General features: G+C 68.6%; 26 protein-coding genes and 1 riboswitch. Of the genes, 13 read left to right on the forward strand and 13 right to left on the reverse strand.

The window, feature by feature from the left end; genetic code table 11:
* Window positions 1-33: 33 nt before the first annotated feature.
* From ACMGEZ_RS10815 to ACMGEZ_RS10835, 5 genes are read left to right on the forward strand one after another with little or no spacing between them, the layout of a single operon-like run.
* On the forward strand, window positions 34-1,356 hold the full coding sequence (locus ACMGEZ_RS10815) for a homoserine dehydrogenase (protein ID WP_436822272.1): 1,323 nt from the start codon (window positions 34-36) through the stop codon (window positions 1,354-1,356).
* Window positions 1,356-2,771, forward strand: coding sequence for a threonine synthase (gene thrC / locus ACMGEZ_RS10820; protein ID WP_436822273.1), 1,416 nt, complete (start codon window positions 1,356-1,358; stop codon window positions 2,769-2,771). The genes ACMGEZ_RS10815 and thrC overlap by 1 nt, the downstream gene beginning before the upstream one ends.
* 40 nt (window positions 2,772-2,811) lie before the next feature.
* Complete coding sequence (gene mobB, locus ACMGEZ_RS10825) at window positions 2,812-3,387, forward strand: molybdopterin-guanine dinucleotide biosynthesis protein B (protein WP_436822569.1); 576 nt, start codon at window positions 2,812-2,814, stop codon at window positions 3,385-3,387.
* Window positions 3,380-4,627, forward strand: coding sequence for a molybdopterin molybdotransferase MoeA (locus tag ACMGEZ_RS10830; RefSeq protein WP_436822274.1), 1,248 nt, complete (start codon window positions 3,380-3,382; stop codon window positions 4,625-4,627). Before mobB ends, ACMGEZ_RS10830 begins: the two co-directional genes overlap by 8 nt.
* A gap of 2 nt (window positions 4,628-4,629) precedes the next feature.
* Window positions 4,630-4,881 (forward strand): MoaD/ThiS family protein, encoded by a 252-nt coding sequence (locus ACMGEZ_RS10835; protein ID WP_162587820.1) that lies wholly within the window; start codon window positions 4,630-4,632, stop codon window positions 4,879-4,881.
* Here ACMGEZ_RS10835 and dapA read toward each other — a convergent pair.
* Window positions 4,868-5,758, reverse strand: a complete 891-nt coding sequence (gene dapA / locus ACMGEZ_RS10840) for a 4-hydroxy-tetrahydrodipicolinate synthase (RefSeq protein ID WP_436822275.1) — start codon at window positions 5,756-5,758, stop codon at window positions 4,868-4,870. The genes ACMGEZ_RS10835 and dapA overlap by 14 nt on opposite strands.
* Before the next feature lie 247 nt (window positions 5,759-6,005).
* Between dapA and ACMGEZ_RS10845 the strand changes: the two genes are divergently transcribed.
* Window positions 6,006-6,482 carry a molybdenum cofactor biosynthesis protein MoaE gene (locus ACMGEZ_RS10845; RefSeq protein ID WP_436822276.1) on the forward strand — a complete coding sequence of 159 codons (477 nt, stop codon included), beginning with the start codon at window positions 6,006-6,008 and terminating at the stop codon, window positions 6,480-6,482.
* 7 nt (window positions 6,483-6,489) lie between these two features.
* Here ACMGEZ_RS10845 and ACMGEZ_RS10850 read toward each other — a convergent pair whose 3' ends face one another.
* Window positions 6,490-7,485 (reverse strand): Bug family tripartite tricarboxylate transporter substrate binding protein, encoded by a 996-nt coding sequence (locus ACMGEZ_RS10850; protein WP_436822277.1) that lies wholly within the window; start codon window positions 7,483-7,485, stop codon window positions 6,490-6,492.
* Between ACMGEZ_RS10850 and ACMGEZ_RS10855 the strand changes: the two genes are divergently transcribed.
* From ACMGEZ_RS10855 to ACMGEZ_RS10870, 4 genes are all read left to right on the forward strand, one after another.
* Window positions 7,484-7,705, forward strand: a complete 222-nt coding sequence (locus ACMGEZ_RS10855; protein WP_436822278.1) for a hypothetical protein — start codon at window positions 7,484-7,486, stop codon at window positions 7,703-7,705. The two genes, ACMGEZ_RS10850 and ACMGEZ_RS10855, sit on opposite strands and share 2 nt — an antisense overlap.
* Before the next feature lie 95 nt (window positions 7,706-7,800).
* The gene (gene clpB / locus ACMGEZ_RS10860; RefSeq protein ID WP_436822279.1) at window positions 7,801-10,422 is read left to right on the forward strand and encodes an ATP-dependent chaperone ClpB; all 2,622 of its coding nucleotides are present in this window, start codon (window positions 7,801-7,803) and stop codon (window positions 10,420-10,422) included.
* 8 nt (window positions 10,423-10,430) lie between these two features.
* Window positions 10,431-10,766 (forward strand): hypothetical protein, encoded by a 336-nt coding sequence (locus ACMGEZ_RS10865; protein WP_436822280.1) that lies wholly within the window; start codon window positions 10,431-10,433, stop codon window positions 10,764-10,766.
* Between the two features lie 185 nt (window positions 10,767-10,951).
* Window positions 10,952-12,730, forward strand: a complete 1,779-nt coding sequence (locus ACMGEZ_RS10870; protein ID WP_436822281.1) for an alkaline phosphatase D family protein — start codon at window positions 10,952-10,954, stop codon at window positions 12,728-12,730.
* 3 nt (window positions 12,731-12,733) lie between these two features.
* Here ACMGEZ_RS10870 and amrS read toward each other — a convergent pair whose 3' ends face one another.
* Both amrS and amrB read right to left on the reverse strand, forming a co-directional pair.
* Window positions 12,734-13,807, reverse strand: a complete 1,074-nt coding sequence (gene amrS / locus ACMGEZ_RS10875; protein ID WP_436822282.1) for an AmmeMemoRadiSam system radical SAM enzyme — start codon at window positions 13,805-13,807, stop codon at window positions 12,734-12,736.
* Window positions 13,804-14,610 carry an AmmeMemoRadiSam system protein B gene (gene amrB / locus ACMGEZ_RS10880; protein WP_436822283.1) on the reverse strand — a complete coding sequence of 269 codons (807 nt, stop codon included), beginning with the start codon at window positions 14,608-14,610 and terminating at the stop codon, window positions 13,804-13,806. Before amrB ends, amrS begins: the two co-directional genes overlap by 4 nt.
* 90 nt (window positions 14,611-14,700) lie before the next feature.
* On the opposite strand from amrB, the gene arfB reads away from it, so the two are divergent.
* Window positions 14,701-15,114, forward strand: a complete 414-nt coding sequence (gene arfB, locus ACMGEZ_RS10885) for an alternative ribosome rescue aminoacyl-tRNA hydrolase ArfB (RefSeq protein ID WP_436822284.1) — start codon at window positions 14,701-14,703, stop codon at window positions 15,112-15,114.
* Here the strand turns inward: arfB and ACMGEZ_RS10890 are convergent.
* From ACMGEZ_RS10890 to ACMGEZ_RS10905, 4 genes are read right to left on the reverse strand one after another with little or no spacing between them, the layout of a single operon-like run.
* Window positions 15,083-16,810: a SulP family inorganic anion transporter gene (locus ACMGEZ_RS10890; protein WP_436822285.1), complete on the reverse strand. Its 1,728-nt coding sequence runs from the start codon at window positions 16,808-16,810 to the stop codon at window positions 15,083-15,085. The genes arfB and ACMGEZ_RS10890 overlap by 32 nt on opposite strands.
* A 59-nt stretch (window positions 16,811-16,869) precedes the next feature.
* A complete protein-coding gene (locus ACMGEZ_RS10895) occupies window positions 16,870-17,382 on the reverse strand; it encodes a putative toxin-antitoxin system toxin component, PIN family (protein WP_436822286.1) in 513 nt (170 codons plus the stop codon).
* Window positions 17,375-17,626: a type II toxin-antitoxin system Phd/YefM family antitoxin gene (locus ACMGEZ_RS10900; protein ID WP_436822287.1), complete on the reverse strand. Its 252-nt coding sequence runs from the start codon at window positions 17,624-17,626 to the stop codon at window positions 17,375-17,377. Before ACMGEZ_RS10900 ends, ACMGEZ_RS10895 begins: the two co-directional genes overlap by 8 nt.
* A gap of 51 nt (window positions 17,627-17,677) precedes the next feature.
* Window positions 17,678-18,550, reverse strand: coding sequence for an AraC family transcriptional regulator (locus ACMGEZ_RS10905; RefSeq protein WP_436822288.1), 873 nt, complete (start codon window positions 18,548-18,550; stop codon window positions 17,678-17,680).
* Window positions 18,551-18,639: 89 nt separating this feature from the next.
* Between ACMGEZ_RS10905 and ACMGEZ_RS10910 the strand changes: the two genes are divergently transcribed.
* Both ACMGEZ_RS10910 and ACMGEZ_RS10915 read left to right on the forward strand, forming a co-directional pair.
* On the forward strand, window positions 18,640-19,881 hold the full coding sequence (locus ACMGEZ_RS10910; RefSeq protein ID WP_436822289.1) for an MFS transporter: 1,242 nt from the start codon (window positions 18,640-18,642) through the stop codon (window positions 19,879-19,881).
* 10 nt (window positions 19,882-19,891) lie between these two features.
* The gene (locus ACMGEZ_RS10915) at window positions 19,892-20,656 is read left to right on the forward strand and encodes a sulfite exporter TauE/SafE family protein (protein WP_436822290.1); all 765 of its coding nucleotides are present in this window, start codon (window positions 19,892-19,894) and stop codon (window positions 20,654-20,656) included.
* On the opposite strand, the gene ACMGEZ_RS10920 is transcribed toward ACMGEZ_RS10915, so the two are convergent.
* The 5 genes from ACMGEZ_RS10920 to ACMGEZ_RS10940 all read right to left on the reverse strand — a co-directional run bounded on the left by ACMGEZ_RS10920 (window position 20,649) and on the right by ACMGEZ_RS10940 (window position 24,933).
* A complete protein-coding gene (locus ACMGEZ_RS10920) occupies window positions 20,649-21,107 on the reverse strand; it encodes a hypothetical protein (protein WP_436822291.1) in 459 nt (152 codons plus the stop codon). The genes ACMGEZ_RS10915 and ACMGEZ_RS10920 overlap by 8 nt on opposite strands.
* Window positions 21,108-21,216: 109 nt before the next feature.
* Window positions 21,217-21,894, reverse strand: a complete 678-nt coding sequence (locus ACMGEZ_RS10925) for a glutathione S-transferase family protein (RefSeq protein WP_436822292.1) — start codon at window positions 21,892-21,894, stop codon at window positions 21,217-21,219.
* 60 nt (window positions 21,895-21,954) lie between these two features.
* The gene (locus ACMGEZ_RS10930) at window positions 21,955-22,467 is read right to left on the reverse strand and encodes a 6,7-dimethyl-8-ribityllumazine synthase (protein ID WP_436822293.1); all 513 of its coding nucleotides are present in this window, start codon (window positions 22,465-22,467) and stop codon (window positions 21,955-21,957) included.
* An 88-nt stretch (window positions 22,468-22,555) separates the two neighbouring features.
* Window positions 22,556-22,753, reverse strand: a riboswitch (FMN riboswitch).
* A 128-nt stretch (window positions 22,754-22,881) separates the two neighbouring features.
* A complete protein-coding gene (locus ACMGEZ_RS10935) occupies window positions 22,882-23,973 on the reverse strand; it encodes a DNA glycosylase AlkZ-like family protein (RefSeq protein WP_436822294.1) in 1,092 nt (363 codons plus the stop codon).
* A gap of 81 nt (window positions 23,974-24,054) precedes the next feature.
* A complete protein-coding gene (locus ACMGEZ_RS10940) occupies window positions 24,055-24,933 on the reverse strand; it encodes a sugar phosphate isomerase/epimerase family protein (protein WP_436822295.1) in 879 nt (292 codons plus the stop codon).
* Window positions 24,934-24,966: the final 33 nt, after the last annotated feature.

Consider the following 24,966-nt stretch of genomic DNA (forward strand, 5'->3'; position numbering starts at 1 on the left):
CTTCTGCCCCAGTTCCATAGCCAGACGAATCGAATGAAACCCATCCAAGTAGGCCTGCTCGGCATCGGCACGGTCGGAAGCGGCACCTTCACGGTGCTTCAGCGCAACCAGGAAGAAATCAAGCGCCGTGCGGGGCGCGGCATCGAGATCACCATGGTGGCCGACCTCGACCTCGCGCGTGCCAGGGCGGCGGTGGGCGAGGGCGTGCAGGTGGTGAACGACGCGCGTGCCGTCATCGCCAACCCCGACATCGACATCGTGATCGAGCTGATCGGCGGCTATGGCATCGCCCGCGAGCTGGTGCTGGAGGCGATCGCTGCCGGCAAGCATGTGGTCACCGCCAACAAGGCGCTGCTGGCGGTGCACGGCACCGAGATCTTCGCGGCAGCCCACGCCAAGGGCGTGATGGTGGCTTTCGAGGCCGCGGTAGCCGGTGGCATCCCCATCATCAAGGCGCTGCGCGAGGGCCTCACCGCCAACAGCATCCAGTGGATCGCCGGGATCATCAACGGCACCACCAACTTCATCCTTTCCGAGATGCGCGACAAGGGCCTGGACTTCGCCACCGTGCTGAAGGAGGCGCAGCGCCTGGGCTACGCCGAGGCCGACCCGACCTTCGACATCGAGGGCGTGGATGCCGCCCACAAGGTCACGCTGATGAGCGCCATCGCCTTCGGCATCCCCGTGCAGTTCGACAGGGCGCATGTCGAGGGCATCACCAAGCTGGCGGCACAGGACATCAAGTACGCCGAGCAGCTGGGCTACCGCATCAAGCTGCTGGGCGTGACCAAGCGCAAGGCCCAGGGCATCGAGCTGCGCGTGCATCCCAGCCTGGTGCCGGCCAAGCGCCTGCTCGCCAACGTCGAAGGCGCAATGAACGCAGTGGTGGTCAACGGCGATGCCGTCGGCACCACGCTGTACTACGGCAAGGGCGCCGGCAGCGAGCCCACCGCCAGCGCGGTGATCGCCGACCTGGTCGACGTCACCCGCCTGCACACGGCCGACGCGGCGCACCGCGTGCCGCACCTGGCCTTCCATCCCGACGCGATGAGCGACCTGCAGGTGCTGCCGATGTCGGAGGTGGTGACCAGCTACTACCTGCGCATGCGCGTGGCCGACGAGGCCGGCGTGCTGGCCCAGGTGACCGGCCTGCTTGCCACGGCGGGCATCAGCATCGACGCGGTGCTGCAGCGCGAGGCCGACGAGGTGGGTGGCGAAGGCTCGACCCAGACCGACCTCATCATCCTCACGCACGACACGCGCGAGGGCACGCTGGACGATGCGTTGGTCCAGCTCCAGGCGCTGCCCACCGTGCTCGCGCCGATCGTGCGCATCCGCAAGGAAGAGCTGTCCTGATGCGCTACCTGTCCACGCGCGGCCATCCGGAGCGCCGCCGGTTCTGCGAGATCCTGCTCGAGGGCCTGGCGCCGGACGGTGGCCTTTATCTGCCCGAGCGCTACCCGCAGGTGGATGCTGCCACCCTCGCGCGGTGGCGCGAACTGCCGTATGCAGAGCTGGCCTTCGAGATCCTCTCGCTCTACATCGACGACATCCCGGCCGCGGACCTGAAGGCGATCTGCGCCAAGACCTACACCGCGGAGATCTTCGGAACCCCCGACATCGTGCCGCTGCGCGAACTCGAGGACGGCGTGTACCTGGAAGCCTTGTCCAACGGTCCGACGCTCGCCTTCAAGGACATGGCGATGCAGCTCCTCGGCAACCTGTTCGAGTACGAGCTCGCGCGCCGCGGCGAGGAGCTCAACATCCTCGGCGCCACCAGCGGCGATACGGGCAGCGCGGCCGAGTATGCGATGCGCGGCAAGAAGGGTGTTCGTGTGTTCATGACCTCGCCCGACGGGCGCATGAGCCCCTTCCAGCAGGCCCAGATGTTCAGCCTGCAGGACCCGAACATCCACAACATCGCGGTTGCCGGCGTGTTCGACGATTGCCAGGACATCGTCAAGGCGGTGTCGAACGACCTGGACTTCAAGCGCAAGTACAGGATCGGCACGGTCAACTCCATCAACTGGGCGCGGCTGCTGGCGCAGGTTGTCTATTACTTCGCGGGTTACTTCCAGGCCACGGGCAGCAACGACAACCAGGTCAGCTTCACGGTCCCCTCAGGCAACTTCGGCAACGTCTGCGCCGGCCACGTGGCGCGTTCGATGGGCCTGCCCATCCGCAAGCTCGTGGTGGCGACCAACGAGAACGACGTGCTCGACGAGTTCTTCCGCACCGGCATCTACCGCGTGCGCTCGGCGGCCGATACGCACGAGACCTCCAGTCCCTCGATGGATATCTCCAAGGCCAGCAACTTCGAGCGCTTCGTGTTCGATCTGGTCGGCCGGGATGCGGCCAGGACGCGCAGACTCTTCCAAGAAGATCTGGGTAGGACAGGCCGCTTCGATCTGAGCGCCGACCCGGTCTTCGGCGAGGCGGCCACGCGCTTCGGCTTCGCAAGCAGCCGCAGCACCCATGCCGATCGCCTCGCGACCATCCGCGACACCGACAAGCGCTTCGCCACCCTGGTCGACACCCACACTGCCGACGGCCTCAAGGCCGCGCGCGAACACCTGGAGCCCGGCGTGCCAATGATCGTGCTCGAGACCGCGCTGCCCATCAAGTTCGCCGAGACCATCGTCGAGGCCCTGGGCCGCGCGCCCGAGCGTCCCGCGCGCTTCGAAGGCATCGAGGCGCTGCCGCGGCGCGTGATCCAGCTGCCGGCCGACGCCGAGGCCGTGAAGGCCTACATCACCCGGCACTGCGCCTGAAGGAAGGTATGAACGAACCCGTCATGCCCTCCCCGGGTTCATTCACGCCTTCCGAGCCGGCGAGTCGCGCATGAAAGTCATCGGCTTCGCCGGCTTCTCGGGCGCGGGCAAGACCACGCTGGTCGAGCGGCTGATCCCTGTGCTCAGGTTCAACGGCCAGCGCGTTTCGGTGGTCAAGCATGCCCACCACAAGTTCGACATCGACCATCCGGGCAAGGACACCTACCGCCATCGCGAGGCCGGTGCCTTCGAGGTGGTCGTGGCCTCCGACAAGCGGCTCGCGCTGATCCGCGAATTCGAACGGCCGACGCAGCTCGGTGTGCACGAGCTCGTCGCCGAGCTCGATGCGGGTGTGGACTGGGTGTTGGTCGAAGGCTTCAAGCACAGCGACCTGCAGAAGATCGAGATCTGGCGCGAGCCCGACGAAGGCCAGGCCCCCAGGCCGGCGCGCTATACCGAAGACCCCTTCATCGTCGCAATCGCCACCGACACGCCCGAGCGCCTCCCGCGTGCCACCACGCTGCCGGTGTTCGACCTGAACGACGTCGATGGCATTGGCGCCTGGCTGCTGCAGAACGCCAGCCGTTTCGAGTACAAGTTGGATCGCCATGGCTGACGCTTCCAGACGTCCTCCCTTGATGCCGCTCGACGAGGCACTGGCGCGGCTCCTCGCCGCCGCCACACCGCAAATGGGCATCGAATCGGTATCCACCTTCGAGGCTGACGGGCGCGTGCTCGCGCAGGACGTGCGCTCCAGCCTCACCGTGCCGCCCCGCGACAACAGCTCGATGGACGGCTACGCGGTGCGCAGTGCCGACTGCGCCGCGCCCGGCGCGGTGCTGCGTGTGGCCCAGCGCATCCCCGCCGGCACCGTGGGCACGCCGCTGGCTGCCCGCACGGCCGCCCGCATCTTCACCGGCGCGCAGATCCCCGCAGGCGCCGATGCAGTGGTGATGCAGGAAGACGCCACCGCGCTGCCGGAAGAGGGCGGGCTGGGCAGCGTGCGCATCGAGATCGTGCCGGCGGCGGGCCAGTGGATTCGCCGCGCCGGCGAAGACGTCGCCGCGGGTGACGTGGTGCTCGCGCGCGGAGAGCGCCTCACCCCCGCGGGGCTGGGGCTGGCAGCCAGCGTCGGCCTCGACCAGCTGCAGGTGGCCAAGCGCCCGCGCGTCACGCTGCTGTCCACCGGCGACGAACTCGTGATGCCCGGCGAAGTTGCGCCCGAGGCCATGAAGCCGGGCTCGATCTACAACTCCAACCGCTTCTTCATGCGGGCCCTGCTCGTGCGGCTGGGCTGCGAGGTGCACGACCTGGGCATCGTGCCCGACCGCCGCGACGCGACCATCGACGCGCTGCGCAGTGCCTCGGAGCGCAGCGACCTGATCATCACCACCGGTGGCGTCTCGGTCGGCGAAGAGGACCACATCAAGGCAGGCGTGCAAGCACTGGGCCAGCTCGACCTGTGGTCGCTGTCGATGAAGCCCGGCAAGCCGTTTGCCTACGGCCGCATCGGCAATGCCCATCTCACCGGGCTGCCCGGCAACCCGGTCTCCAGCTTCCTGACCTTCCTGCTCCTGGTGCGCCCCTTCCTGCTGACGCTCCAGGGCGCCACCCGAGTAGCGCCGGCACCGATCGCGATGCGCGCCGACTTCGACTGGCCGCGTGCCGACCGCCGCCGCGAGTTCCTGCGCGCGCGCCGCAACGCCGGCGGCGGCCTCGACCTGTTCGCCAACCAGAGTTCGGGCGTGCTGACCTCCATGGTCTGGGGCGACGGCGTGATCGACACGCCGGCCGGCCAGCCCTTCAAGGCCGGCGACATGGTGCAGTTCATTCCCTTCTCGTCCTTGCTGGCCTGAACATGAAGGTCACCGTGCGCTACTTCGCCTCGGTGCGCGAGGCCCTCGGGACCGGCAGCGAAACCGTCGAGACCCGCGCCGCCGATCTCGGCGCGCTGCGCGACGAACTGATCGCACGCGGCGAGCCCCATGCCAGCGCGTTGGCCCGCGGCAAGGCGGTGCGCATGGCGCTGGACCAGGTCATGAGCGCCGAAGGCGCCGCACTGCGCGAAGGCCAGGAAGTGGCCTTCTTCCCGCCCGTTACGGGGGGCTGAGCGCGGCCTGCAGCTGCGACAGCTGCGCGCACAGCGCGTCGCCGGCGCGAGTCATCGGCGCACGCAGCTCGTCCTGCATCAGGCCTTGCCGCGCAAGCACGGCCTTCAGCGGCCCCGGATTCGGCTCGGCGAACAAGGCCTCGATCAGCGGGAGCAGTGGTTGCCACTGGACACGCGCCTCGGCCAGCCGGCCCTCGCGGAGCAGGCGGATCACCTGGACGAAGCGCGCCGTCTGCAGGTGAGCGCTGGCTGCGATGGCACCCACGCCGCCCTCGGCCAAGGTCGAGAAGATCTGCGCATCCTCCCCGGCCAGCACCTGCAGCCGCCCGTCGGCGATCAGCGCCCGCGTCTTGGCCATGTCGCCGCCACAGTCCTTGAGCCCGCAGATGCGCGGATCGGCCGCGAGCGTGAGCAGCGTCTCGCGCGCGAGGACGGCGCCGGTGCGGTAGGGAATGTCATAGACGAGGACCGGCGCGGCACTTGCATGCGCGATCGCCTGAAACCAGGCCACCAAGCCCGCCTGCGAAGGCCGGATGTAACTCGGCGCTGGCACCAGCAGCCCGGCAAGGCCCTGGTCGTTCAACTCGCGCACCCATGCAACGGTCTTGCCCAGGTGGTAGCCCGAGATGCCCATGATGCGCGGCAGGGCGGGCGCGGCCTTCGCGACCGTGGCGAGCACGGCCAGCTGTTCGTTGGCATCGAGCGCCGCGGCTTCGCCGGTCGAGCCGCAGACCACGAAGCCGGCGATGCCGGAAGACGCGAGCTCATCGGTCAATGCGGCCAGCGCCGCATGGTCGACGGCGCCGTCGCGAAAGGGCGTGACGAGCGGGATCCAAAGGCCCGACAAATCAGGAGAGGGTGAAGAAGTGGAAGGCACGCGGTTTTCCTTGGAGACCAGACCGATGGATGAACCACCGTCGGACGCGCGCACGAAACAAGGCTGGATATCGAACCCTGCAGTTCCGTCGCTCATCCGACGACGGAACCGAAGCCCCGGTCAGACGAGCTCGGGTTTTTTGGCTTTGCCGCCCAGGCACACGCGGACCATCGCGGCGAGCGATGGAAGAGGGCGGTGCGCGAGGGAAGGCATGCGCCGCAGTCTAGCGCGGTGCCACAATCCGGCCATGAGCGGCCCGCGCGTTTTCATCCAGACAGCCGATTTCGACCTTGCCAGGGAGGTCGCCGCGTTGCGCGCGGACGACAAGCGGGTGGGGGCGGTCTGCGCCTTCGTCGGCACCGTGCGCGACCGCAACGACGGCGATGCGGTGGCATCGATGGAGCTCGAGCACTACCCGGGCATGACCGAGAAGTCCATCGAGGCCATGATCGACGAGGCTCATCGCCGATTCGACATCCTCGGCGCGCGCGTGATCCATCGCGTGGGGCTCCTGCAGCCGCTCGACCAGATCATGATGGTGGCGGTGGTCTCCGCCCACCGCGGCCAGAGCTTCCAGGGCTGCGAGTTCCTGATGGACTACCTGAAGACGCAGGCGCCGTTCTGGAAGAAGGAACAGACGCCCCAGGGCGCGCGCTGGGTCGATGCGCGCGTCGATGACGATGCGGCCCTGGCGCGCTGGGGCATCCAGGCCGGCAACGCCTGAAACCAGCCTACTGCGGCGTGAAGCCGCTCGCCTTGATGATGCCTGCCCAGGTCTGCGTATAGCTGCGCACGCGGCCCGCGAACTGCCCCTGCGGCTCGTACGCCACCGTCAAGCCCATGGTCGTGAGCTTCTGCTTGACGTCGGGCATGGCCAGCACCTTGGCGAGCGCATCGCCGAAACGGTCGATCACCGGCTGCGGCGTGCCCACTGGCGCGAACACGCCGTAATACGGCAGGTCTTCCAGATTGGCGAAGCCCAGTTCGGTAAAGGTCGGCACCTGCGGCAGCAGCGCCTGGCGCTTGGCGCCGATGGTGGCCACGATGCGCACCTTGCCGGCCCGGTGGTTCTCGATGAAGTCGGGCACGGAGGCGATACCGGCGCTGATCTGGTTGCCCAGCATGTCGGCCGTCATCGGTGCGCTGCCCCGGTAGGGCGCCGCCTGCACGTCGATCTTGTACTTGGCGCCGATCATCTTCACCAGGAACTCGGGGATCGAGGCCGGCGCCGGCACGCCGATGGTGTCCTTGCCGCCGCGCTGGGTGCGCACCCATTTCAGGTACTCGTCGAGGCTCTTCGCGGGCGTGCCGCCCGAAACCGCCAGCACGTTGGCGAAGGTCGCGAAGCCGGCCACGGGCACGAAGTCGGTGGCCGAGTTGTAGCCCGGGTTCTTCACCACCTGCGGCAGGATCGAGATGGTGTGGTCGTGCGACAGCAGCAGCGTATGGCCGTCCGCCGGCGCGGCCTTCAACGCCTGGGCCGCGATCTGCCCGCCGGCGCCGGCCCGGTTCTCGACCACCACCGGCGCCCCCAGCTGGTCCTTGAGCTTCTCGCCCAGCGTGCGGGCAATCGCGTCGGTGCCGGCGCCGGCCGGGAAGCCGACCAGCAGCTTGATCGGTGCACCTTGCTGCTGTGCCTGCGCGAGGCCTGCAAGGCCCGCCATCGCAGCGGCCAGCCCGAGTACGAAAACTCGCCGCGACGCGCGAGGCATGCTTGTAGAGAACATGAGCGACTCCAGTGGATATGAAAAAGGGAACGAGACGAGGGCGCGCGATGGGGCGCCTCACGGTCCGCAGGCCGCTATTCTGAACGAGCCGAACCAGCGGAATCGGCTTTCAGCGGCGGCGCGGCGGGTGCGCCATCGCGTCGCCCATTTCGACAGCGGCGAGGAGCCGTTGGGCCGCGAGATCCTGGATTTCTTTCCGTCACTGTCTTCTTCCTCGTAGGGCGCCAAACTCGCCCCGAGGAGCCGGTTTTTGCCCTGCCGCGCGCTTGAAATGCCCGCCCCGGCCCCCAACCTCCCGGGAAACCGGAGTTATTCATGCGCCAAGACAAACTCACCACCAAATTCCAGGAAGCCCTCGCCGATGCGCAGTCGCTCGCGCTGGGCAATGACAACGCCTACATCGAGCCGGTCCACCTGCTGGTGGCCATGCTGCGCCAGGGTGATGGTCCACGTGCGCTGCTCGAGCGTGCCGGCGCCAACGTGCCGGGCCTGCTGAATGCAGCCGAGGCGGCGATCAAGCGGCTGCCGCAGGTGCAGGGCCATGATCAGGTTCAGGTCGGCCCCGAGTTGGGCAAGCTGCTGCAGGCGACCGAGAAGGAAGCCATCAAGCGCAACGACCAGTTCATCGCCGGCGAGCTGTTCCTCCTCGCCGTCGCCGACAGCAAGGCCGAGATCGGCAACCTGGCGCGCAGCCATGGCGTGACGCGCAAGTCCGTCGAAGCCGCCATCGACGCGGTGCGCGGCGGGCAGGGCGTGAACAGCCCCGAGGCCGAAGGCCAGCGCGAATCCCTCAAGAAATACACCCTCGACCTCACGGAGCGTGCCCGCCTGGGCAAGCTCGACCCGGTGATCGGCCGCGACGAGGAGATCCGCCGCGCCATCCAGGTGCTGCAGCGCCGCACCAAGAACAATCCCGTGCTCATCGGCGAACCCGGCGTCGGCAAGACCGCCATCGTCGAGGGCCTGGCGCAGCGCATCGTCGCGGGCGAGGTGCCCGAGTCGCTCAAGGGCAAGCGCGTGCTGTCGCTCGACATGGCGGCGCTCTTGGCTGGTGCCAAGTACCGCGGCGAATTCGAGGAGCGACTCAAGAGCGTGCTCCACGAACTCGCCAAGGACGAGGGCCAGACCATCGTCTTCATTGATGAGCTGCACACCATGGTCGGCGCCGGCAAGGCCGAGGGCGCGATGGACGCCGGCAACATGCTCAAGCCCGCTCTGGCGCGCGGCGAGCTGCACTGCGTGGGCGCCACCACCCTCGACGAATACCGCAAGTACATCGAGAAGGACGCCGCGCTCGAGCGCCGTTTCCAGAAGATCCTGGTGGACGAGCCCAGCGTGGAGGCGACCATCGCCATCCTGCGGGGCCTGCAGGAGAAGTACGAGGTGCACCACGGCGTCGACATCACCGACCCGGCCATCGTCGCCGCCGCCGAGCTGTCGGACCGCTACATTACCGACCGCTTCCTGCCCGACAAGGCGATCGACCTGATCGACGAGGCCGCGGCCAGGATCAAGATCGAGATGGACTCCAAGCCCGAGGTGATGGACCGCCTCGATCGCCGCCTGATCCAGCTGCAGATCGAGCGCGAGGCCGTGCGCCGCGAGAAGGACGAAGCCTCGCAGAAGCGCCTGTCCTTGATCGAGGAGGACATCGCCCGCGTGCAGAAGGAGCTCGCCGACCTCGACGAGATCTGGCAGGCCGAGAAGGCGCAGGCCCAGGGCAGCGCGCAGATCCGCGAGGAGATCGACAAGATCAAGTTCCAGATTGCCGAGTTCACCAGCAAGGGCGACTTCAACAAGGTGGCCGAGCTGCAGTACGGCAAGCTGCCGGCACTGGAGAAGCGGCTGAAGGAAGCGCAGGACACCGAGGCCAGCAAGGGCAAGTCCAGCGCGCCCACGCTGCTGCGCACCCAGGTCGGCGCGGAAGAGATCGCCGAGGTGGTGGCGCGCGCCACCGGTATCCCGGTTTCCAAGCTGATGCAGGGCGAGCGCGACAAGCTGCTGCAGATGGAAGACAAGCTGCACGAGCGCGTGGTGGGCCAGGACGAGGCCATCGGCGCGGTCGCCAATGCGATCCGCCGCTCGCGCTCGGGCCTGGCGGACCCGAACCGCCCCACCGGCTCCTTCCTCTTCCTCGGCCCCACGGGCGTGGGCAAGACAGAGCTGTGCAAGGCGCTGGCGGGTTTCCTGTTCGACAGCGAGGATCACCTGATCCGCGTCGACATGAGCGAGTTCATGGAGAAGCATTCGGTCGCGCGCCTGATCGGCGCGCCGCCCGGCTACGTCGGCTACGAGGAGGGCGGCTACCTGACCGAGGCCGTGCGCCGCAAGCCCTACAGCGTGCTGCTGCTCGACGAGATCGAGAAGGCGCATCCTGACGTGTTCAACGTGCTGCTGCAGGTGCTCGACGATGGCCGCCTGACCGACGGCCAGGGCCGCACCGTGAACTTCAAGAACACGGTGATCGTGATGACCAGCAACATCGGCTCGCCCATCATCCAGTCGATGGTGGGCCGGCCGGCCGAGGAGATCAAGGACGCGGTGTGGGACGAGTTGAAGAACTACTTCCGTCCCGAGTTCCTGAACCGCATCGACGAGACCGTGGTCTTCCATGCGCTGGACGCCAAGCACATCGAGGCGATCGCAGCCATCCAGCTCAAGGTGCTGCAGGAGCGCCTCGCGAAGATGGACCTCGCGCTCGAGGTCTCGCCGGCGGCGCTGGCGGAAATCGCCAAGGTCGGCTTCGACCCGGTGTTCGGTGCGCGGCCGCTCAAGCGGGCGATCCAGCACCGCATCGAGAACCCGCTGTCGAAGCTGCTGCTCGACGGCAGCTTCGCGCCGAAAGACACGATCGCCGTGACGACCGACCCGATCCGCAAACCGGGGCAATTCGAATTCCGGAAGGCCGGGGAACCTCGCACCGAGGCCATGGCCTAATCTGGATGATGATGAATTTCCTCCTGCGCGTCGTCCTGTTCCTGCTCGGCCTGGTCTTCGCGGCCAGCCTTGCCGTCGCGGTGATGTTGCTGGCGGCGGTGTGGGGCCTGCGCTACGGCTGGGCCCGCCTCACCGGGCAACCGGTGCGGCCCTGGGTCATGCGCTTCGATCCGCGTCACGGCTTCGACCGCTTCCGCGCTGCGGCGCAGCCGGCCGAGCCGACGGCAGCCGATGTGGCCGGTGCCCGGGCGCGCGGCGAGGACGCGGGCAGCCCGGTGCGCCTGCGTGACCGGGGCGACAGCGTGACGGATGTGCAGGCGCGCCCGGTCTCGCGCGGCGAGTAGCCCTCGTCCGCAAGCTCGTGGACGTATCGGGGCGCAACTCGATGTGACTCGATGTAAGCGAATGACCGACTTCTGGCAGTGACCTCGGCCGACGGCACGGTCGCCTGGATCGGCCTTCAATCTCGCCACTCTCCGACGCGACCCAACCGCATCGTGCGGCTGCCGTGCGGGGCAAGGAGCGAGACATGCGCGAAGCCCAAGAAGGCACGGAAACGCCTGGATCCACTGCGGGTCCGGACAAGGCACCCCGACTCGCTCCCGAGCCATCGCGGCGATCGTTCATCCGAGGCGCCGTGCTCTATGCCATGTTCGTCGGCACCGGCGTCAGCGTGTCCGGCTGCGGGGGCGGGGGTGGTGGAGGCGGGTTCGGCGGCGGTATCGGCGGCGGGGGCGGTGGGGGCGGCGGCGCGCCAGGTGGGGCGCCTGCGCTGTTCTCCCACGGCGTCGCGAGCGGCGATCCGCTGACCGACCGCGTCATCCTCTGGACCCGCGTCACTTCTGCGAGCCCCGGCACCCTCAACCTGAGCTGGGAAGTCGCAAGCGATGCGAACTTCGGCGTGATCGTGGCGCGCGGCACGGCCAGCACCGGGCCCGAGCAGGACTACACCGTCAAGGTCGACGCCACCGGGCTGCTGCCGGCCAGCGAGTACTACTACCGCTTCTACGTCGGTTCCGAGCCCTCACCCACCGGACGCACGAAGACGCTGCCGACCGGCAACGTGTCGCAGATGCGGCTCGGCGTGGTGTCGTGCACGAACTTCCCGGCGGGCTACTTCAATGTCTGCGCCGAGCTCGCGAAGCGCAACGACGTCGACCTGGTCCTGCACCTGGGCGACTACATCTACGAGTACGGCGTGGTGGGCTTCGCCTCGCAGCTGGCAATAGCGTTGGATCGCGAATCGCAGCCGCCGCGCGAGATTCTGACGCTCGACGATTACCGCCGCCGGCACGCCCAGTACAAGACCGATCCCGACCTCAGGGCGCTGCACGCGCGGATGCCGATGATCGCGGTGTGGGACGACCATGACCTCGCCGACAACGCATGGTCCGCAGGCGCGGCCAACCACGATCCGGCGACCGAAGGCGCGTTCGCCGCGCGGCGCCTCGCCGCCGTGCAGGCCTATCGCGAATGGCTGCCGGTCAGGATGCCCGATCCTGCCAATCCGCTGAAGATCTACCGGTCCTTCGACTTCGGCACGCTCGCGTCGCTGCACATGCTCGACACGCGAATCATCGGGCGGGATATCCAGGTCGACCTCGATGCCTACCTTGCAGGGGCGGCCGACAGTCCCTCCCGCCAGTTGCTGGGTGCGGAGCAATCGGATTGGCTGTCTGCGCGCATGGCCGCTTCGGGTGCCACCTGGCAGGTGCTGGGGCAGCAGGTGTTGATGGCGCGCATGGAGATCCCGCTCAGCGTTGCGAGCGCCTTCACGCTGGAGACGGTGAGCGAATTCGTGCTGGCACAGTCCACGCCGGAAAACTTGCGCAGCGACAGCCAGCGTGCCCTGCTGGCCCAGCGCCGAGTCCCCTACAACTTCGACGCCTGGGACGGCTACCCGGCGGCACGCGAAACCGTGCTGGCGGCGGCCCGTTCGATGGGCAAGAACCTGGTCTCGCTCGCGGGCGATACCCACAACGCGTGGGCCAGCAACCTGACCGATGCGTCTGGTCAGCGCGTCGGGGTCGAGTTCGCGACGCCCTCGGTCAGCTCGCCAGGACTCGAGGTCCTGCTGCCGCTGATATCCGGGCCGGTCCTGACCGACGCCTTCCCCAGGATGGTGAGGGATCTGCGCTATGCGGAGACAAGCAAGCGCGGCTATCTCGTTGTCACGTTGACGCCGTCCGAGGCTCGCGCCGACTGGACGGAGATCAGCACCGTGTTGAGCCGTTCCTACAGCGCGCGCCTCGCGAAGAGCCTGCATGCCTTGCCGGGGGCGAACAATCTCGACGTCCTGCCCGTGTAGGCTTCAAGCGGACGCACGCACCGCGATACGCCGGCGGCCGAAGCCGTGCTGGAAGGTTCCGAAATGGCCGGCGATAGGGGTGCCGCAATGCGGACATTCGCCCCGCGCATCCAGCGCGCAATCCATCACGAGGTACCAGTCGCGCCGCACCAGCGCTGCGCGGCAGTGAGGGCAGAAGGTCGTGCCGCCCTCCAAGTCATGCACGTTGCCGGTGTAGACGTGGTGCAGGCCGTTGGCCAGCGCGATGGCACGAGCACGCTTCAGCGTGGCGGGCGGCGTGGGCGGCACGTCCATCATCTTGTAGTCCGGATGGAAGGCCGTGAAGTGCATCGGCACGTCGGGCCCGAGCGCGTCGAAGATCCAGCGGCTCATCGCCTCGATCTCTGCATCGCTGTCGTTGTGGCCGGGGATCAGCAGCGTCGTGATCTCGAACCAGCAGGATGTCTCGTGCCGCAGGTACTGCAGCGTATCGAGCACGGGAGCCAGGTGGCCGCCGGTCTGCCGGAAATAGAAGTCCTCGGTGAAGCCCTTGAGGTCGACGTTGGCGGCATCCATCCGTGCATAGAACTCGCGCCGCGGCGCGGCGTGGATGTAGCCCGCGGTCACGGCGACGCTGAAGATGCCCAGCGCACGGCAGGCATCGGCAGTGTCCATGGCGTACTCGGCGAAGATCACCGGGTCGTTGTAGGTGAAGGCCACGCTCAGGGCGCCACGCTGGCGCGCCAGCTCGGCGATGCGCTGCGGCGAGGCTTGGTCCATCAGCCGGTCCATCTCGCGGCTCTTGGAGATGTCCCAGTTCTGGCAGAACTTGCAGGCCAGGTTGCAGCCGGCGGTGCCGAAAGACAGCACGCTGGAACCCGGATGGAAATGATTCAACGGCTTCTTCTCGATCGGGTCGATGCAGAAGCCCGAGCTGCGCCCGTAGGTGGTGAGCACCATCTCGTCGCCGATGCGCTGCCGCACGAAGCACATGCCGCGCTGGCCCTCGTGCAGGCGGCAGTCGCGTGGGCACAGGTCGCACTGGATGCGGCCGTCGTCCAGCTTATGCCACCAGCTTGCCGGCGGGTTCGTGTTCATGGCGCCGTCGCCTCGAAGGCGATCGCGGTGTAGCCGACCACGCGGCGGCGGTCGCCCGCAGTGTCGCCGGAGTTGCGCAGGTCCAGCAGCCGTGGCAGCAGGCCGTGCGCCTGTGCCGCCTGAAGTGCACCGTTGATCGCCGGCGCGCCGCAGGCGTCTTCGGGATCGAGGGTGGCATCGAAGCCGAGGATGCGATCCACCGTCGCGCGATCGCGCAACTGCGCCTGCGCATGGGGCAGGTAGTGCGACAGGTCGGAGCTGACGACAATCAGCGTTTCGTCGCTGCCCCACAGGCGTGCCAGCACCTGCGCGACCTCGGCGGGACCAGCATGGCCGACGAGCAGCGGCACCAGGTCGAAGGTGCCGCCCAGCAGCGTTTGCAGGAACGGCAGCTGCACCTCCAGCGAATGCTCGAAAGCGTGCGGCCGGTCGTCGCGCACGACTTGCGGCAGGTCGCGCAACAGGGCGAGCGCAGGCAGGTCCAGCGCGATGCGGCCGAGCGGCGTGTCGAAGGCCTCCGCCGCCGGGGCCGCCAGGGCACGCACCGCCGAGCGATGCGCCGGGCCGAGAAGCACGACGCGGCTGATCCGCTCGCGCCAGGGGGCGAGCAAGGCATAGGCATGCGCCGCGACGGCACCGGAATACACGTAGCCCGCGTGCGGAACGATCAGCAGCTTGGGTGGGCGCTCGGCCTCGACCGTGTCGTGGGCGCCGGCCAGGCATTCGCCGATCTGCTGCCGCAACGGCAATGCATCCCCCGGATAGAAGATCCCCGCGACCGCGGCGGGGCGAACAGCAGGCATGGCCATCGGACCTCCTGCATTCAATATGGACCGGCCTCGGGCCAGCGTCAATCGGCGGGCGGCGACGCTGGGGCCGCGTCAGAATGGCGCATGCCCGCGCCGCGCCCTCTCGTCCCCATCGACCCCTCGGAGGTCGAGTTCACTGCCATGCGCGCGCAAGGCGCGGGCGGCCAGAACGTCAACAAGGTGTCGAGCGCCGTGCACCTGCGCTACGACATCCGCGCGAGTTCGCTGCCCGACGCCGTGAAGGAGCGCCTCCTCGCGCTGCGTGACACCCGCATCACCCAGGAAGGCGTGCTGGTCCTGAAGGCACAGCGCCACCGCAGCCAGGACATGAACCGTGCCGACGCGCTGGCGCGGCTGCAGGAACTGGTCGACAGCGTGGCCCTGCCGCCGCGCGTGCGCCGGCCTACCAAGCCGAGCTATGGGGCCAGGCAGCGCCGGCTCGAAGGGAAGAGCCAGCGCGCGGAGGTCAAGCGTCAGCGCGGGCCGGTGCAGGACTGAGCGCGGCCTCCACGTCCGCAGCGGTCATCCCGTGCATGGCGCCCAGTGCCGCGAGCGCGTCGGCATCGGTTCGGTAGATGAACAGCATCGGCCCGGCCGTCAGCAGCCCGGCGCGCTCCAGCACCTGCTGTGCCGGCAGCTTGAGGCCGCTCAGGTGCAGGCGCACACCCTTCGATTCCAGCAGCCGGCGGATCGCGCCGAACACCTCGGCACCCGTCACGTCGACGCGGTTGATGGGCTGCGCAAACAGGCAGAGGTCGGTGAGCTCCGGCCGCATCGCCAGCGTGACGGTGATGGCGCGCTCCAGCGTGCTGGCGGTGGCGAAGTCGAGCTCCGCATCCATGCGCATCGCGTGCAGCCGGGGCGCCAGCGGCGGCAGGTTCCAGAGGTGGCGGTCGCGCAGGCTGCCGTCGGGATGCAGGCCCACCTCGATGATGCGGGGATGCAGGTGCCGGTACATGTAGTGGCTCAGGCTCATCAGCAGGCCGGCGAGCACGCCCCAGTAGATCGAGGGCGAGGCGGCGATGGTGAGAACGAAGGTCACCAGTGCCGTGATCGCCTCCACGCGCGAGATGCGCCAGAGCGACACGAACTGCCCGGGTCGCACCAGCCCCAGCATCGCGATCACCACGATGGAAGCCAGCACTGCCTGCGGCACGTGGTAGAGCAGCGGCATCGCCCACAGCAGCGCGGCGCCTATCAGCAGCACGCAGAACACGGTGGCCCAGCCGGTCTGGGCGCCGGCATAGAGATTGATGGCCGAGCGCGAGAAGGATGAACTGGTGGGGAAGGCGCCCGAGAAGCCCGAGGCGATCTTGGCGAGCCCCTGGCCGATCAGGTCCTGGTTCTCGTTCCACAGCTTGCCGGCGCGGGCGTTGTCGACCTTGGCGCTCGAGGCCGTCTCGAGAAAGCTCACCAGCGTGATCATCAGCGCCGGCAGCAGCAGGGCGCCGAAGGTGCCCAGCGGCTGTGTGCCGGGCCAGTAGAAGGCGGGCAGGCCCGAGGGCAGGGCGCCCACCACCGCGCCACCGCGCAGCGCGTAGCCGATGGCAGCGCTGATGGCCGCGCACACGCCCACCACCACCATGGCGGCCGGAAAGCGGGGCCAGCGCTCCTTGGCGATCCAGAGCGCGGCCATGCTGCCGAGCCCGAAGGCGATCGCCAGGAAATCGGGCGGCGGTCCCTGCCACAGCTGGCCGATGCTCCGGCCCGTGAAGCCGAAGAGCGCCGGCAGCTGCGACAGGATGATCAGCACCGAGGCAGCCTGGGTGAAGCCCATCAGCACCGGCGAGTTGACCAGGCGCAAGACCCAGCCGAAGCCGCCCATGCCGAGCAGCAGCTGGATCGCGCCCGACATGAAGCACAGCCACACCGCCAGGGCCACCCACTCGGCGCTGCCGGGAATCGCGAGCGGGCCGAGCGAGGCCGCCACGAGCAGGCTGGACAGGGCGGTAGGCCCGACGGAGAGCCGCGTCGATGCGCTGAACAGCACGCCGATGAGCGCAGGCAGGAGCGAGGCGTAGATGCCGGTGACCAGCGGCATGCCGGCGAGCGCCGCATACGCGACGCCCTGCGGGATCACCATCAGGGCTACCGTGATGCCGGCCAGCGCCTCGCCGGTGAGAAGCGCGCGGCTGGGGCGGGGCCAGCCGAGGAAGGGGAGCCAGCGCACGAGCTGGTCGCGGTTCAGGGCCATCCTTCACCGCGCGGAATGGTTGGGGTGCACCCGCCGATGATACGAAAGCGCCCTGACGCTCAAGTCTTGACGGTTGTCGCGATGGTCTTGCGTGCTGTTGTCCGGTAGGTCGCGGGCGGTTCTTGCAGCAAGCCGGCCGGGGCCGGCGGGGCGAAGCCGGAGAGGAATCGTTCGGGCGTGAGGATGGGAATGTCGTGGAACGGATGCAAGGTCAGCAGATCGGCGTCGCCCGTGATGAGCGCATCGGCGTTGCCATGCACAGCGGCTTCGAGAAACTGGTCGTCCTTGGGGTCGCGACAGGCGCGGATCGCGCGCGTGGGCTGGACCCAATCGATGAGATCGTCGAGTCGGATCAGGAATGCCACCCGCCGATCGAGCGAGACGTAGCCATCGAACTTGGGGCGGCGGATCACGGACAGCAGCTCGCGGTGCGTTTCCTTCGAGAAGAGCAGCCTTCCGAGGTCGATGGCCCGGTCGACCGATCGGCCGGGAACGCTCAGCGGGCGGAGCACCCAGCTGACAAGGACGTTGGTATCGATGACCCAGCGGCGCAGCGGGAGCGGTTCAGTCATCGCTGGCGAGGATCTCGGCCAGGACCTCGTCCGTCATGCCGTTCCTCTCGGCCTCGGCGCCGATCCCGTCGACGAGGCGCTTGAGCTCCTCGACATTGAGGCGATGCAGCTTCCGGTATTGCTCGGGCGAAATCACCATCGCCACATCGCGGTTGTGGCGGCGGATCACCACCGGCTCCCGGGCGGCGGCATCGAGCATTGCGGCGAAGTTCTGCTTGGCTTCGCTAGCGGAGTAAGTCAGCATGGCAGCTCCAAAAAGTGCAATTTGTACGAATTGTACAAACCCCCGGCCGCGCTATTTCTTCCTTTTGTGCTGGAAAGCCGTCGGCGATTGCCCCGTCGCTGCCTTGAACATCGCGCAGAAGGCGCTGTCTGTCGCGTACCCGCTTGCCGACGCCACCTGGCTCACGGCCATGCCGCGCGCCAGCAGCGGCAGCGCATGGGCCAGCACCGCCTGCTGGCGCCATTGCTGCCAGCTCATGCCGAGCTGGTCGCGGAACAGGCGCGCCACCGTGCGTTCGCTGGCACCGATCGATTGGGCACGCTCGGCCAGAGTGGCGCGGCCGGCGGGGTTGCGCAGCAGCGTCTCGCAGAGCTGGCGCAGGCGCTTGTCGGCGGGCAGCGGCACATCGATGCGGATCTGCGTCGCGCGCTCCAGTTCGTCTACCAGGAGCGGCGCGATCCAGCGCTCGCGCTGCGCCGCATGCGGATCGGCAGGCGGCACGCCGTCGGGTGTGGTGTCCAGCGCCAGCATCAAAGCGCGCAGCAAGGGGCTGATCTCCAGCACCTCGCATTTCTCCCAGCCGGGGCCGAGCCAGCTGTGCAGGTAGATGGTGCGCAGCTCCGCGTCCTCGATCAGCGTGATGCTGTGCGCCATGTCGGCCGGCACCCAGAGTGCGCGCGAGGGCGGCACGATGTAGCTGCCGTCCTCGGTGCTCAGGCGGATCACGCCCCGCGTCGAGAAAGTGAGCTGCGGCCACGGGTGGGTGTGCAGCTCGACGAAGGTGTCGGCCTTGAGGAAATGCTCCTTGGCGCGCAGCGGCCGCAGCGCATCGGGCGCGTAGCGGTCCGGCGCGAGGGGGACCACGACATGGGTCGGCGCGGGGCCTTCCGGCTGCACGGCGCGTCGGCGTGCAGGTGGGGCGGGCGCAAAGACAGGGGACGGCATGGATTCGACAAATGTTGTCTCTGTATCGCCATTCTGCCGCGGCCTCTAAGCATACGATCCGAGGCTCCCCCGGTTTCTTGTTGCAATTCATGTCTTCGCTCGACGCCTCCCTCGCCTCCAATACCTTGCGTTCCGACGCCAAGCTGATCGGCCTCGTCGGCCTGGCGCACGCCATCAGCCACTTCGCGCAACTGGTACTGCCACCGCTGTTCCCCTGGCTCAAGGAGGCTTTCAACGTCAGCTACACCGAGCTCGGTGCGGTGCTGACCGTGTTCTTCGTGGTCTCCTGCGTGGTGCAGGCCGCCTCGGGCTTCCTGGTCGACCGCCTGGGGCCGCGGCCGGTGCTCTTCGCGGGCCTGGGCCTGCTGGCGCTGGCGGCCATCGGCTACGCATGCGCGCAGAGCTACTGGATGCTGCTGGCGAGCGCCGTGGTGGCCGGTATCGGCAATGGCGTGTTCCATCCGGTCGACTACACGCTCTTCAACCAGAAGGTCGCCCCGACGCGCCTGGGCCATGCGTACAGCGTGCATGGCATCACCGGCAGCCTGGGGTGGGCCCTGGCACCGGCCTTCGTGGTGCCGTTGGCTATCGCGTTTTCATGGCGCGTGGCCCTGGCCTCCGCAGGCGCGTTGGCCCTGGTCGTCCTGCTGGTGCTCTGGCTCAACCGCGCCGCGCTGGCGCTGGATGTGAAGGCCGTGCACAAGGCCACCGGCGCCGACGCGGCAGCCGGCGGCGAGCTGGCCTTCCTCAAGATCCCGGCGGTGTGGATGTGCTTCGGCTTCTTCTTCGTCTACGCGATGGTGCTGAGCGTGGTGCAGACCTTCGCGCCCGCTGCTGCCGGCCACCTGCATGCCGTGCCGGTCGCCCTGGTTGCGATCTGCCTCACCGTCTACATGGTGGCCAGCTCGGGTGGAATGCTGGTGGGCGGCTTCCTGGCCTCGGACCCCAGCCGGTGCGAGCGCATCGTGGGCTTCGCCTTCGGCGTCGCGGCGATGCTGGCGCTGGTCCTCGCGCTGGTGGATATCCCGCCGGTGCTGGTGCCGGCGATGTTCGGTGCCATGGGCTTCGCGTCGGGCATCGCCGGGCCCTCGCGCGACCTGCTCGTCAAGCGCTCGACGCCGGCCAACGCCTCGGGCCGCGTCTACGGCGTGGTGTACGCCGGGTTGGACATCGGGCAGGCCGTGGCGCCGCTGATCTTCGGGCGGCTGATGGATCACGGCCAATACATGAGCGTGATCATCGGCCTGGCGGTGGTGCAGGCGGTGCTGATCGCCAGCGCCTTCAACGTGCGGCGGGTGCGGCGCGAGGCCCTGGTGCCGGCGTCAGCCTGACGTCGGCCCGTTGGATTCGTCTCTTTACCTGATCGTCGCGCTCGGCGCGATCGTGGCCGGCTTCGTGCAGGGGCTGTCGGGCTTCGCCTTCAGCCTGGTCGCGATGTCCTTCTGGGCGTGGACCGTGGACCCCAGGCTGGCCGCGGTGCTCGCCACCTTCGGCGGGCTGACCGGCCAGGTGATCGCCGCCGTCACGGTGCGGCGCGGCTTCGATCGCGCCTTGCTGCTGCCCTTCGTGCTCGGCGGGCTGATGGGCGTGCCCCTGGGCGTGTGGCTGCTCCCGCGCCTGGACGTGCCGCTGTTCAAGGCCTGCCTCGGCGGGCTGCTCGTGCTCTGGTGCCCGGCCATGCTGATGGCGCGCAACCTGCCACGGGTGAAGACCGGCGGCCGTGCGGCCGACGGCGTCGTCGGCATGATCGGCGGTGTCTGCGGCGGACTGGGCGGCTTTACCGGCGCCATTCCCACGCTCTGGTGCACCCTGCGCGGCCTCCAGAAGGACGTGCAGCGCTCGGTGATCCAGAACTTCAATCTCTCGATGCTGGTGGTGACCTTCTCGGTCTATCTCGGCACCGGCCTGGTCGGTGTGCCCATGCTGCCGCTGCTGGGCATCGTCGCTCTCGCGGTGCTGGTGCCGGTGCTGCTCGGCGCGCGGCTCTACGTCGGCATCAGCGAGGCGGCCTTTCGCCAGATCGTGCTGGGGCTGCTGACGCTCTCGGGCGTGGCGCTGCTCGTGTCCTCGGTGCCGGTACTGCTCGCTCGGGGCCCGCTCAATTGAGGTAGTCGAGGAGGGTTGGGACTACCTCCCGGAGGAAGGCGATCTCCGAGGTGGGGATGCCGCGCGGCTCCAGGTCGAAATGAATGAAGGTGCCATACGGCGTTCCGCATTCGCGCGTGAGCAGCTGGCCATAGTACGACTCGACGAAGCCCGCGTAGGGACGATTCGTGAGGCGCTGGTCCCGGGACGCGTGGCTGGTCACGAACTCGCCATGCTCCATCACGTACTGGCAAAAGCTCCTGCCGAGGGGCACCACTTTCAGCCAGGTGCGGTATTCGGAGGTTCGGTCGAAGGCGTGCGCCGCGTGCATCACTTCGCCGTTGAGCTTGTAGATTGCGGTGAACCGGTAATCGGTCCGGTCGTTGAGCAGGGCCAGCGCGGGAACGATCCCGCCGTTGGCTAGAACGCTGCGAACTGCCACAGCAGGCGCTGGCAAATCAATGTCGAGCATGAGGGGTTCTGAATGGCGTGGGGCGCGAATCTTACGAAATTCTTACGGCGCCCGGACACCTTTCGACTCCCAATTTGTCAGCGCAAACCCTTGGTCGCCTCGATGAGCTTCAGGACTTCGCGTCCTCCCACCCCGGCGTGAACGGGTAGCGCGCAGCCCAGAACTCGGCCAGGCGCGGCTCGGCATCCACGCGCCGGACCACCTCGGCCATGCGCGGCGCCTCGCGGTAGAAGCGCTTGCGACCCGGCGTCCAGCGCGAGATGACCGTGACGTAGAGGTCCAGCATGCCGATGCGCTCGCCCAGCAGGTAGGCCGTGCCGCGCGGCATTTGCGCATCCATCCGGCGCCAGCATTCGGAGATGCGCTCGGCCGTGCGTTCCTGGATCACGGCCTCGGCCGCGGCATCGGCCGCCAAACGCGAGGGCACGTCACGCACCCAGTACATCGAATAGATGGCCGCCGGGATGAAGCTCATCCAGCGCAGGTACTGTGCGCGGCGCGGATCCCCGATGCCGGGAGCCAGCCCGGCCTCGGGGTAGCGGTCGCCCAGCCAGATCAGGATCGCGGCGCTCTCCGTCATCAGTTCGCCCGAGGGCAGGACCAGCACCGGCACCTGCCGCATGGCGTTCACTGCGCTCAGCTTCTCGCGTTCGGCGTCGCCTTCCCAGGGCGCGACGTCGATCGCCTTCACGGGGGCGCCGATGAGCGTCAGCGCGGCGTGGACGGGCGTCGCGCCCGAACCGGGCGCGCCGTACAGGGTGTAGGTCGGGGCGTCGTGGCTGTCCATCGCGCAAGCCTACACCCGTGGGCCGCAGAGATGAAGGCCCCGGCCGCTGTTCAAACCTCTTCAGGCTGCCATCAGCGCATCGACTTGCTTCAGCGCTTCCAGCGTCTTCACGCAGGCCTCGGCCACCTCGGTGCCCTTGACCGCGAAGTGGCGGTGGAAGTACTTGCGGTGCTCCACATGTTCGTGGAAGTGGTGCGGCGTGAGCACCGCCGAGAAGACGGGCACGTCGGTTTCCAGCTGTACGGCCATCAGCGAGTTGACCACCGTGCTGGCGACGAACTCGTGGCGGTAGATGCCGCCGTCCACCACCAGCGCGCAGCCGACGATGCCCGCATAGCGCCCGGAACGGGCCAGCCGCTTGGCATGCAGCGGGATCTCGAACGCACCGGGTACGTCGAAGATGTCGATGTCGGCCCGCGGCACGCCCTGGCGCTCCATCTCTTCGACGAAGGCGTCGCGCGCCTGGTGGACGATGTCGGAATGCCACTGCGCCTGCACGAAGGCGATGCGCCGGGCGCGCGAGGCGTCGGGCGTGCCGACGGCAGAGAGGGGAAGGTCGTTGATCTGACTCATGGTTTGCCTTTGAAGAAGGGTTGCCTGAATCAGGGCGCACGAGCCCGCAGCAGGCAGGCGCATGGGGATGCGCCCGCCGGCGGCGGGACCGCGCTCTCTTTCATCCGGACTGTGAGGGCTTGTCTTGCCGCCACTGGCGGCAACACAAGCCCTGAACCGTCGGCCCCGGGATCTCACCAGGTCTGCTGACCCCGCCGCGCATGGCGCGCCGCGGGCGCTCGCGGGCTCGTGCGAACAGGTCGCCATCACCGCCGGTGGGGAATTCCACCCCGCCCTGAGAACGCTTGCCGCTGCGCTGTCGCGCGGCGGCCGAGAGATTCTAGGACTGCCGCGGCACGGGGGTTGTCGCGCGGGCGGCAGACCTCGTGGCACGCGGGGCTTCCGCGTGAACAGCGGCATCGAGGAGCACCAGGCTCAGCGACCGGCGATGAACTGCGTCATGCGCTCCAGCTCGTCATCGAGCGCCGCGCCAAAGGCCGCGCCGCGCGGTTTGCGCTGCGCATAGCCGAAGGCCGGCTGCAACCGGCCTTCGCGCACCGAGACATTGGCCCAGCCGATCACCCGGTCATGCCACAGCAGGGGCAGCGCGTAGTAGCCGAGCCGGCGCTTCGGCGCGGGCACATAGGCCTCGAAGGTGTAGCGCCAGCCCCAGAGCAGCTCGAAGCGTCGGCGGTCCCACACCACCGGGTCGAAGGGCGCGAGCAGGCGCACCGCTTCGTCGGGGGCGTAGCGGCGCGAGGCCGGGTTCTCGTCGGCGGGCCAATACCAGGTCGTGCCCTCGATCCGGCAACTGGCGAGTTGTTCGCGTGCGTGGCGCAAGGCCGCCTGGGTCTGCGGCGCGAGCTGCGGCGCGCCATAGCCCAGCAGGCGGACGAGATAGGTCAGGCTCGCGGCCGGCAGCGGCGCGTACTTGCGCACCACCAGGTCGACGAGGGCGGCGGCGCGCTGCGCCCGGCCGGCCGGGCTGTCGTCGCCCGGGGCATGGGCCACCGCCTCGTAGATGCGCGTGCCGCTGTCGCGCCGCGCCACGCGCAGCAGGCCGCGGTAGTGCATACCGTCGAGGAGGTGGGTGGTGGCGTTGCTCGAGCCGCCCCAGTAGTTCTTCACCCGGCCATGCGCGAAATGCGCCTCGACCTGGCGCGGATGCACCTGCCCGTGCTCGCGAACGAAGGCCAGCACGTCGGCCGCCTTGCGCTGGGTCTCCGCATCCCACGCGCGGCGGGCTTCGCGCGGATGCATCAGCGCGAGGTGCTCGCGTGGCAGGAATCCGTAGTTGACGAGGCAGTCCTCCTCGATCGCCAGCCTGGCGTAGCGGCGCTCGAGATCGCCCGCGCGGTAGTCCTTCACGCGGTGGCGCAGGGTCAGGTCCTGCGCGCGCGCCGGCGCGCGGATGGGATCGGCCTGCACGAAGCCGAGGCGCCGGATCGCGCCCGGCAGGGTGGTGGCCTTGAAGAGGGTGCGCGCGACGGCATAGCGGCGCAGGTCGTCGAGGGTCGGATCAGCCATGCGCCGAATTGCAGCACAGGCGGCTCACTGAAGTACCTTCGCCTTCGGAGCGGCCGTGCGGCTCTTGCCTGCTCGCTGGACTCAGACCACGCTGCGGTGGCGCTCGATGCAGATCGCCAGCGTTTCCTCGCCCGGCCGCTGCCACCAGTCGAGCGCCGAGAAGATCTCGACCTCGCTGAAGCCGGCGTAGCCCGCGGCCTCGACCCAGGCGCGGATCTTGCGCAGCTCGATCACGCCATCGCCCATCATGCCGCGATCGTTCAGCAGGTCGCGCGTTGGCGTGAGCCAGTCGCACACGTGGTAGGCCAGCAGGCGTTCCCTGCCGGCGCGCGCGATCTGCTGCTGCAGCTTCGGGTCCCACCACACATGGTAGACGTCGAGCGCCACGCCCAGCATGCCCGAGCGCTGCGGGTCCAGGTCGTCGCACAGGTCGAGCGCCTGCTCGAGCGTGTTGATGCAGGCGCGGTCGGCGGCCTGCATGGGATGCAGGGGCTCGATCGCGAGCGGCATGCCGACCTCGCGTGCGTAGTCGAGCGAAGCGGCGATGCCGTCGCGCACCTCGCTGCGCGCGCGGCCGATGTCCTTGTAGTGCACCCGGCCCTCGAGCGCGCCGGGCAGGGCGCCGACCACCAGCACCAGGCAGGGCGCGTCGAGCGTCTTGGCTTCGTCGATGGCGCGGCGGTTGTCCTCCAGCGCTGCCTTCAGCCCGGCGGCATCGGGTGCTGGAAAGAAGCCACCGCGGCAGTAGCCCGAAAGGCCGATGCCGTGGGCGCGCAACTGCTTGCCGATGCGGTCGAGCCCGACTGCTGCGACCTGGTCGCGCCAGGGACTGATGGCGCGGATGCCCAGCGCCGCGCACTGGTCGATGAGCCGGTTAAGCGGCACCTCGGCGCCTCGCTGCTTGCGGATGGTTGCGGTGTTGATCGAGAGCCACTCGTGGCCTTGGGTGAAATTGCGCATGGAAGCCGGAGTTGAGAGAGAACAAGAAAAAGC

The organism is Variovorax stachyos (genome assembly GCF_051400855.1).
GTDB lineage: Bacteria > Pseudomonadota > Gammaproteobacteria > Burkholderiales > Burkholderiaceae_C > Variovorax.

Excerpts from the sequence above, each read along its gene's own strand:
- ACMGEZ_RS10815 (WP_436822272.1), top strand. The coding sequence starts at position 34 with ATGAAACCCATCCAAGTAGGCCTGCTCGGCATCGGCACGGTCGGAAGC.
- thrC (WP_436822273.1), top strand. The coding sequence starts at position 1,356 with ATGCGCTACCTGTCCACGCGCGGCCATCCGGAGCGCCGCCGGTTCTGC.
- ACMGEZ_RS10830 (WP_436822274.1), top strand. The coding sequence starts at position 3,380 with ATGGCTGACGCTTCCAGACGTCCTCCCTTGATGCCGCTCGACGAGGCA.
- ACMGEZ_RS10835 (WP_162587820.1), top strand. The coding sequence starts at position 4,630 with ATGAAGGTCACCGTGCGCTACTTCGCCTCGGTGCGCGAGGCCCTCGGG.
- ACMGEZ_RS10845 (WP_436822276.1), top strand. The coding sequence starts at position 6,006 with ATGAGCGGCCCGCGCGTTTTCATCCAGACAGCCGATTTCGACCTTGCC.
- ACMGEZ_RS10855 (WP_436822278.1), top strand. The coding sequence starts at position 7,484 with ATGAGCGACTCCAGTGGATATGAAAAAGGGAACGAGACGAGGGCGCGC.
- ACMGEZ_RS10850 (WP_436822277.1), bottom strand. The coding sequence starts at position 7,485 with ATGTTCTCTACAAGCATGCCTCGCGCGTCGCGGCGAGTTTTCGTACTC.
- clpB (WP_436822279.1), top strand. The coding sequence starts at position 7,801 with ATGCGCCAAGACAAACTCACCACCAAATTCCAGGAAGCCCTCGCCGAT.
- ACMGEZ_RS10865 (WP_436822280.1), top strand. The coding sequence starts at position 10,431 with ATGATGAATTTCCTCCTGCGCGTCGTCCTGTTCCTGCTCGGCCTGGTC.
- ACMGEZ_RS10870 (WP_436822281.1), top strand. The coding sequence starts at position 10,952 with ATGCGCGAAGCCCAAGAAGGCACGGAAACGCCTGGATCCACTGCGGGT.
- amrS (WP_436822282.1), bottom strand. The coding sequence starts at position 13,807 with ATGAACACGAACCCGCCGGCAAGCTGGTGGCATAAGCTGGACGACGGC.
- amrB (WP_436822283.1), bottom strand. The coding sequence starts at position 14,610 with ATGCCTGCTGTTCGCCCCGCCGCGGTCGCGGGGATCTTCTATCCGGGG.
- arfB (WP_436822284.1), top strand. The coding sequence starts at position 14,701 with ATGCCCGCGCCGCGCCCTCTCGTCCCCATCGACCCCTCGGAGGTCGAG.
- ACMGEZ_RS10890 (WP_436822285.1), bottom strand. The coding sequence starts at position 16,810 with ATGGCCCTGAACCGCGACCAGCTCGTGCGCTGGCTCCCCTTCCTCGGC.
- ACMGEZ_RS10895 (WP_436822286.1), bottom strand. The coding sequence starts at position 17,382 with ATGACTGAACCGCTCCCGCTGCGCCGCTGGGTCATCGATACCAACGTC.
- ACMGEZ_RS10900 (WP_436822287.1), bottom strand. The coding sequence starts at position 17,626 with ATGCTGACTTACTCCGCTAGCGAAGCCAAGCAGAACTTCGCCGCAATG.
- ACMGEZ_RS10905 (WP_436822288.1), bottom strand. The coding sequence starts at position 18,550 with ATGCCGTCCCCTGTCTTTGCGCCCGCCCCACCTGCACGCCGACGCGCC.
- ACMGEZ_RS10910 (WP_436822289.1), top strand. The coding sequence starts at position 18,640 with ATGTCTTCGCTCGACGCCTCCCTCGCCTCCAATACCTTGCGTTCCGAC.
- ACMGEZ_RS10920 (WP_436822291.1), bottom strand. The coding sequence starts at position 21,107 with ATGCTCGACATTGATTTGCCAGCGCCTGCTGTGGCAGTTCGCAGCGTT.
- ACMGEZ_RS10925 (WP_436822292.1), bottom strand. The coding sequence starts at position 21,894 with ATGGACAGCCACGACGCCCCGACCTACACCCTGTACGGCGCGCCCGGT.
- ACMGEZ_RS10930 (WP_436822293.1), bottom strand. The coding sequence starts at position 22,467 with ATGAGTCAGATCAACGACCTTCCCCTCTCTGCCGTCGGCACGCCCGAC.
- ACMGEZ_RS10935 (WP_436822294.1), bottom strand. The coding sequence starts at position 23,973 with ATGGCTGATCCGACCCTCGACGACCTGCGCCGCTATGCCGTCGCGCGC.
- ACMGEZ_RS10940 (WP_436822295.1), bottom strand. The coding sequence starts at position 24,933 with ATGCGCAATTTCACCCAAGGCCACGAGTGGCTCTCGATCAACACCGCA.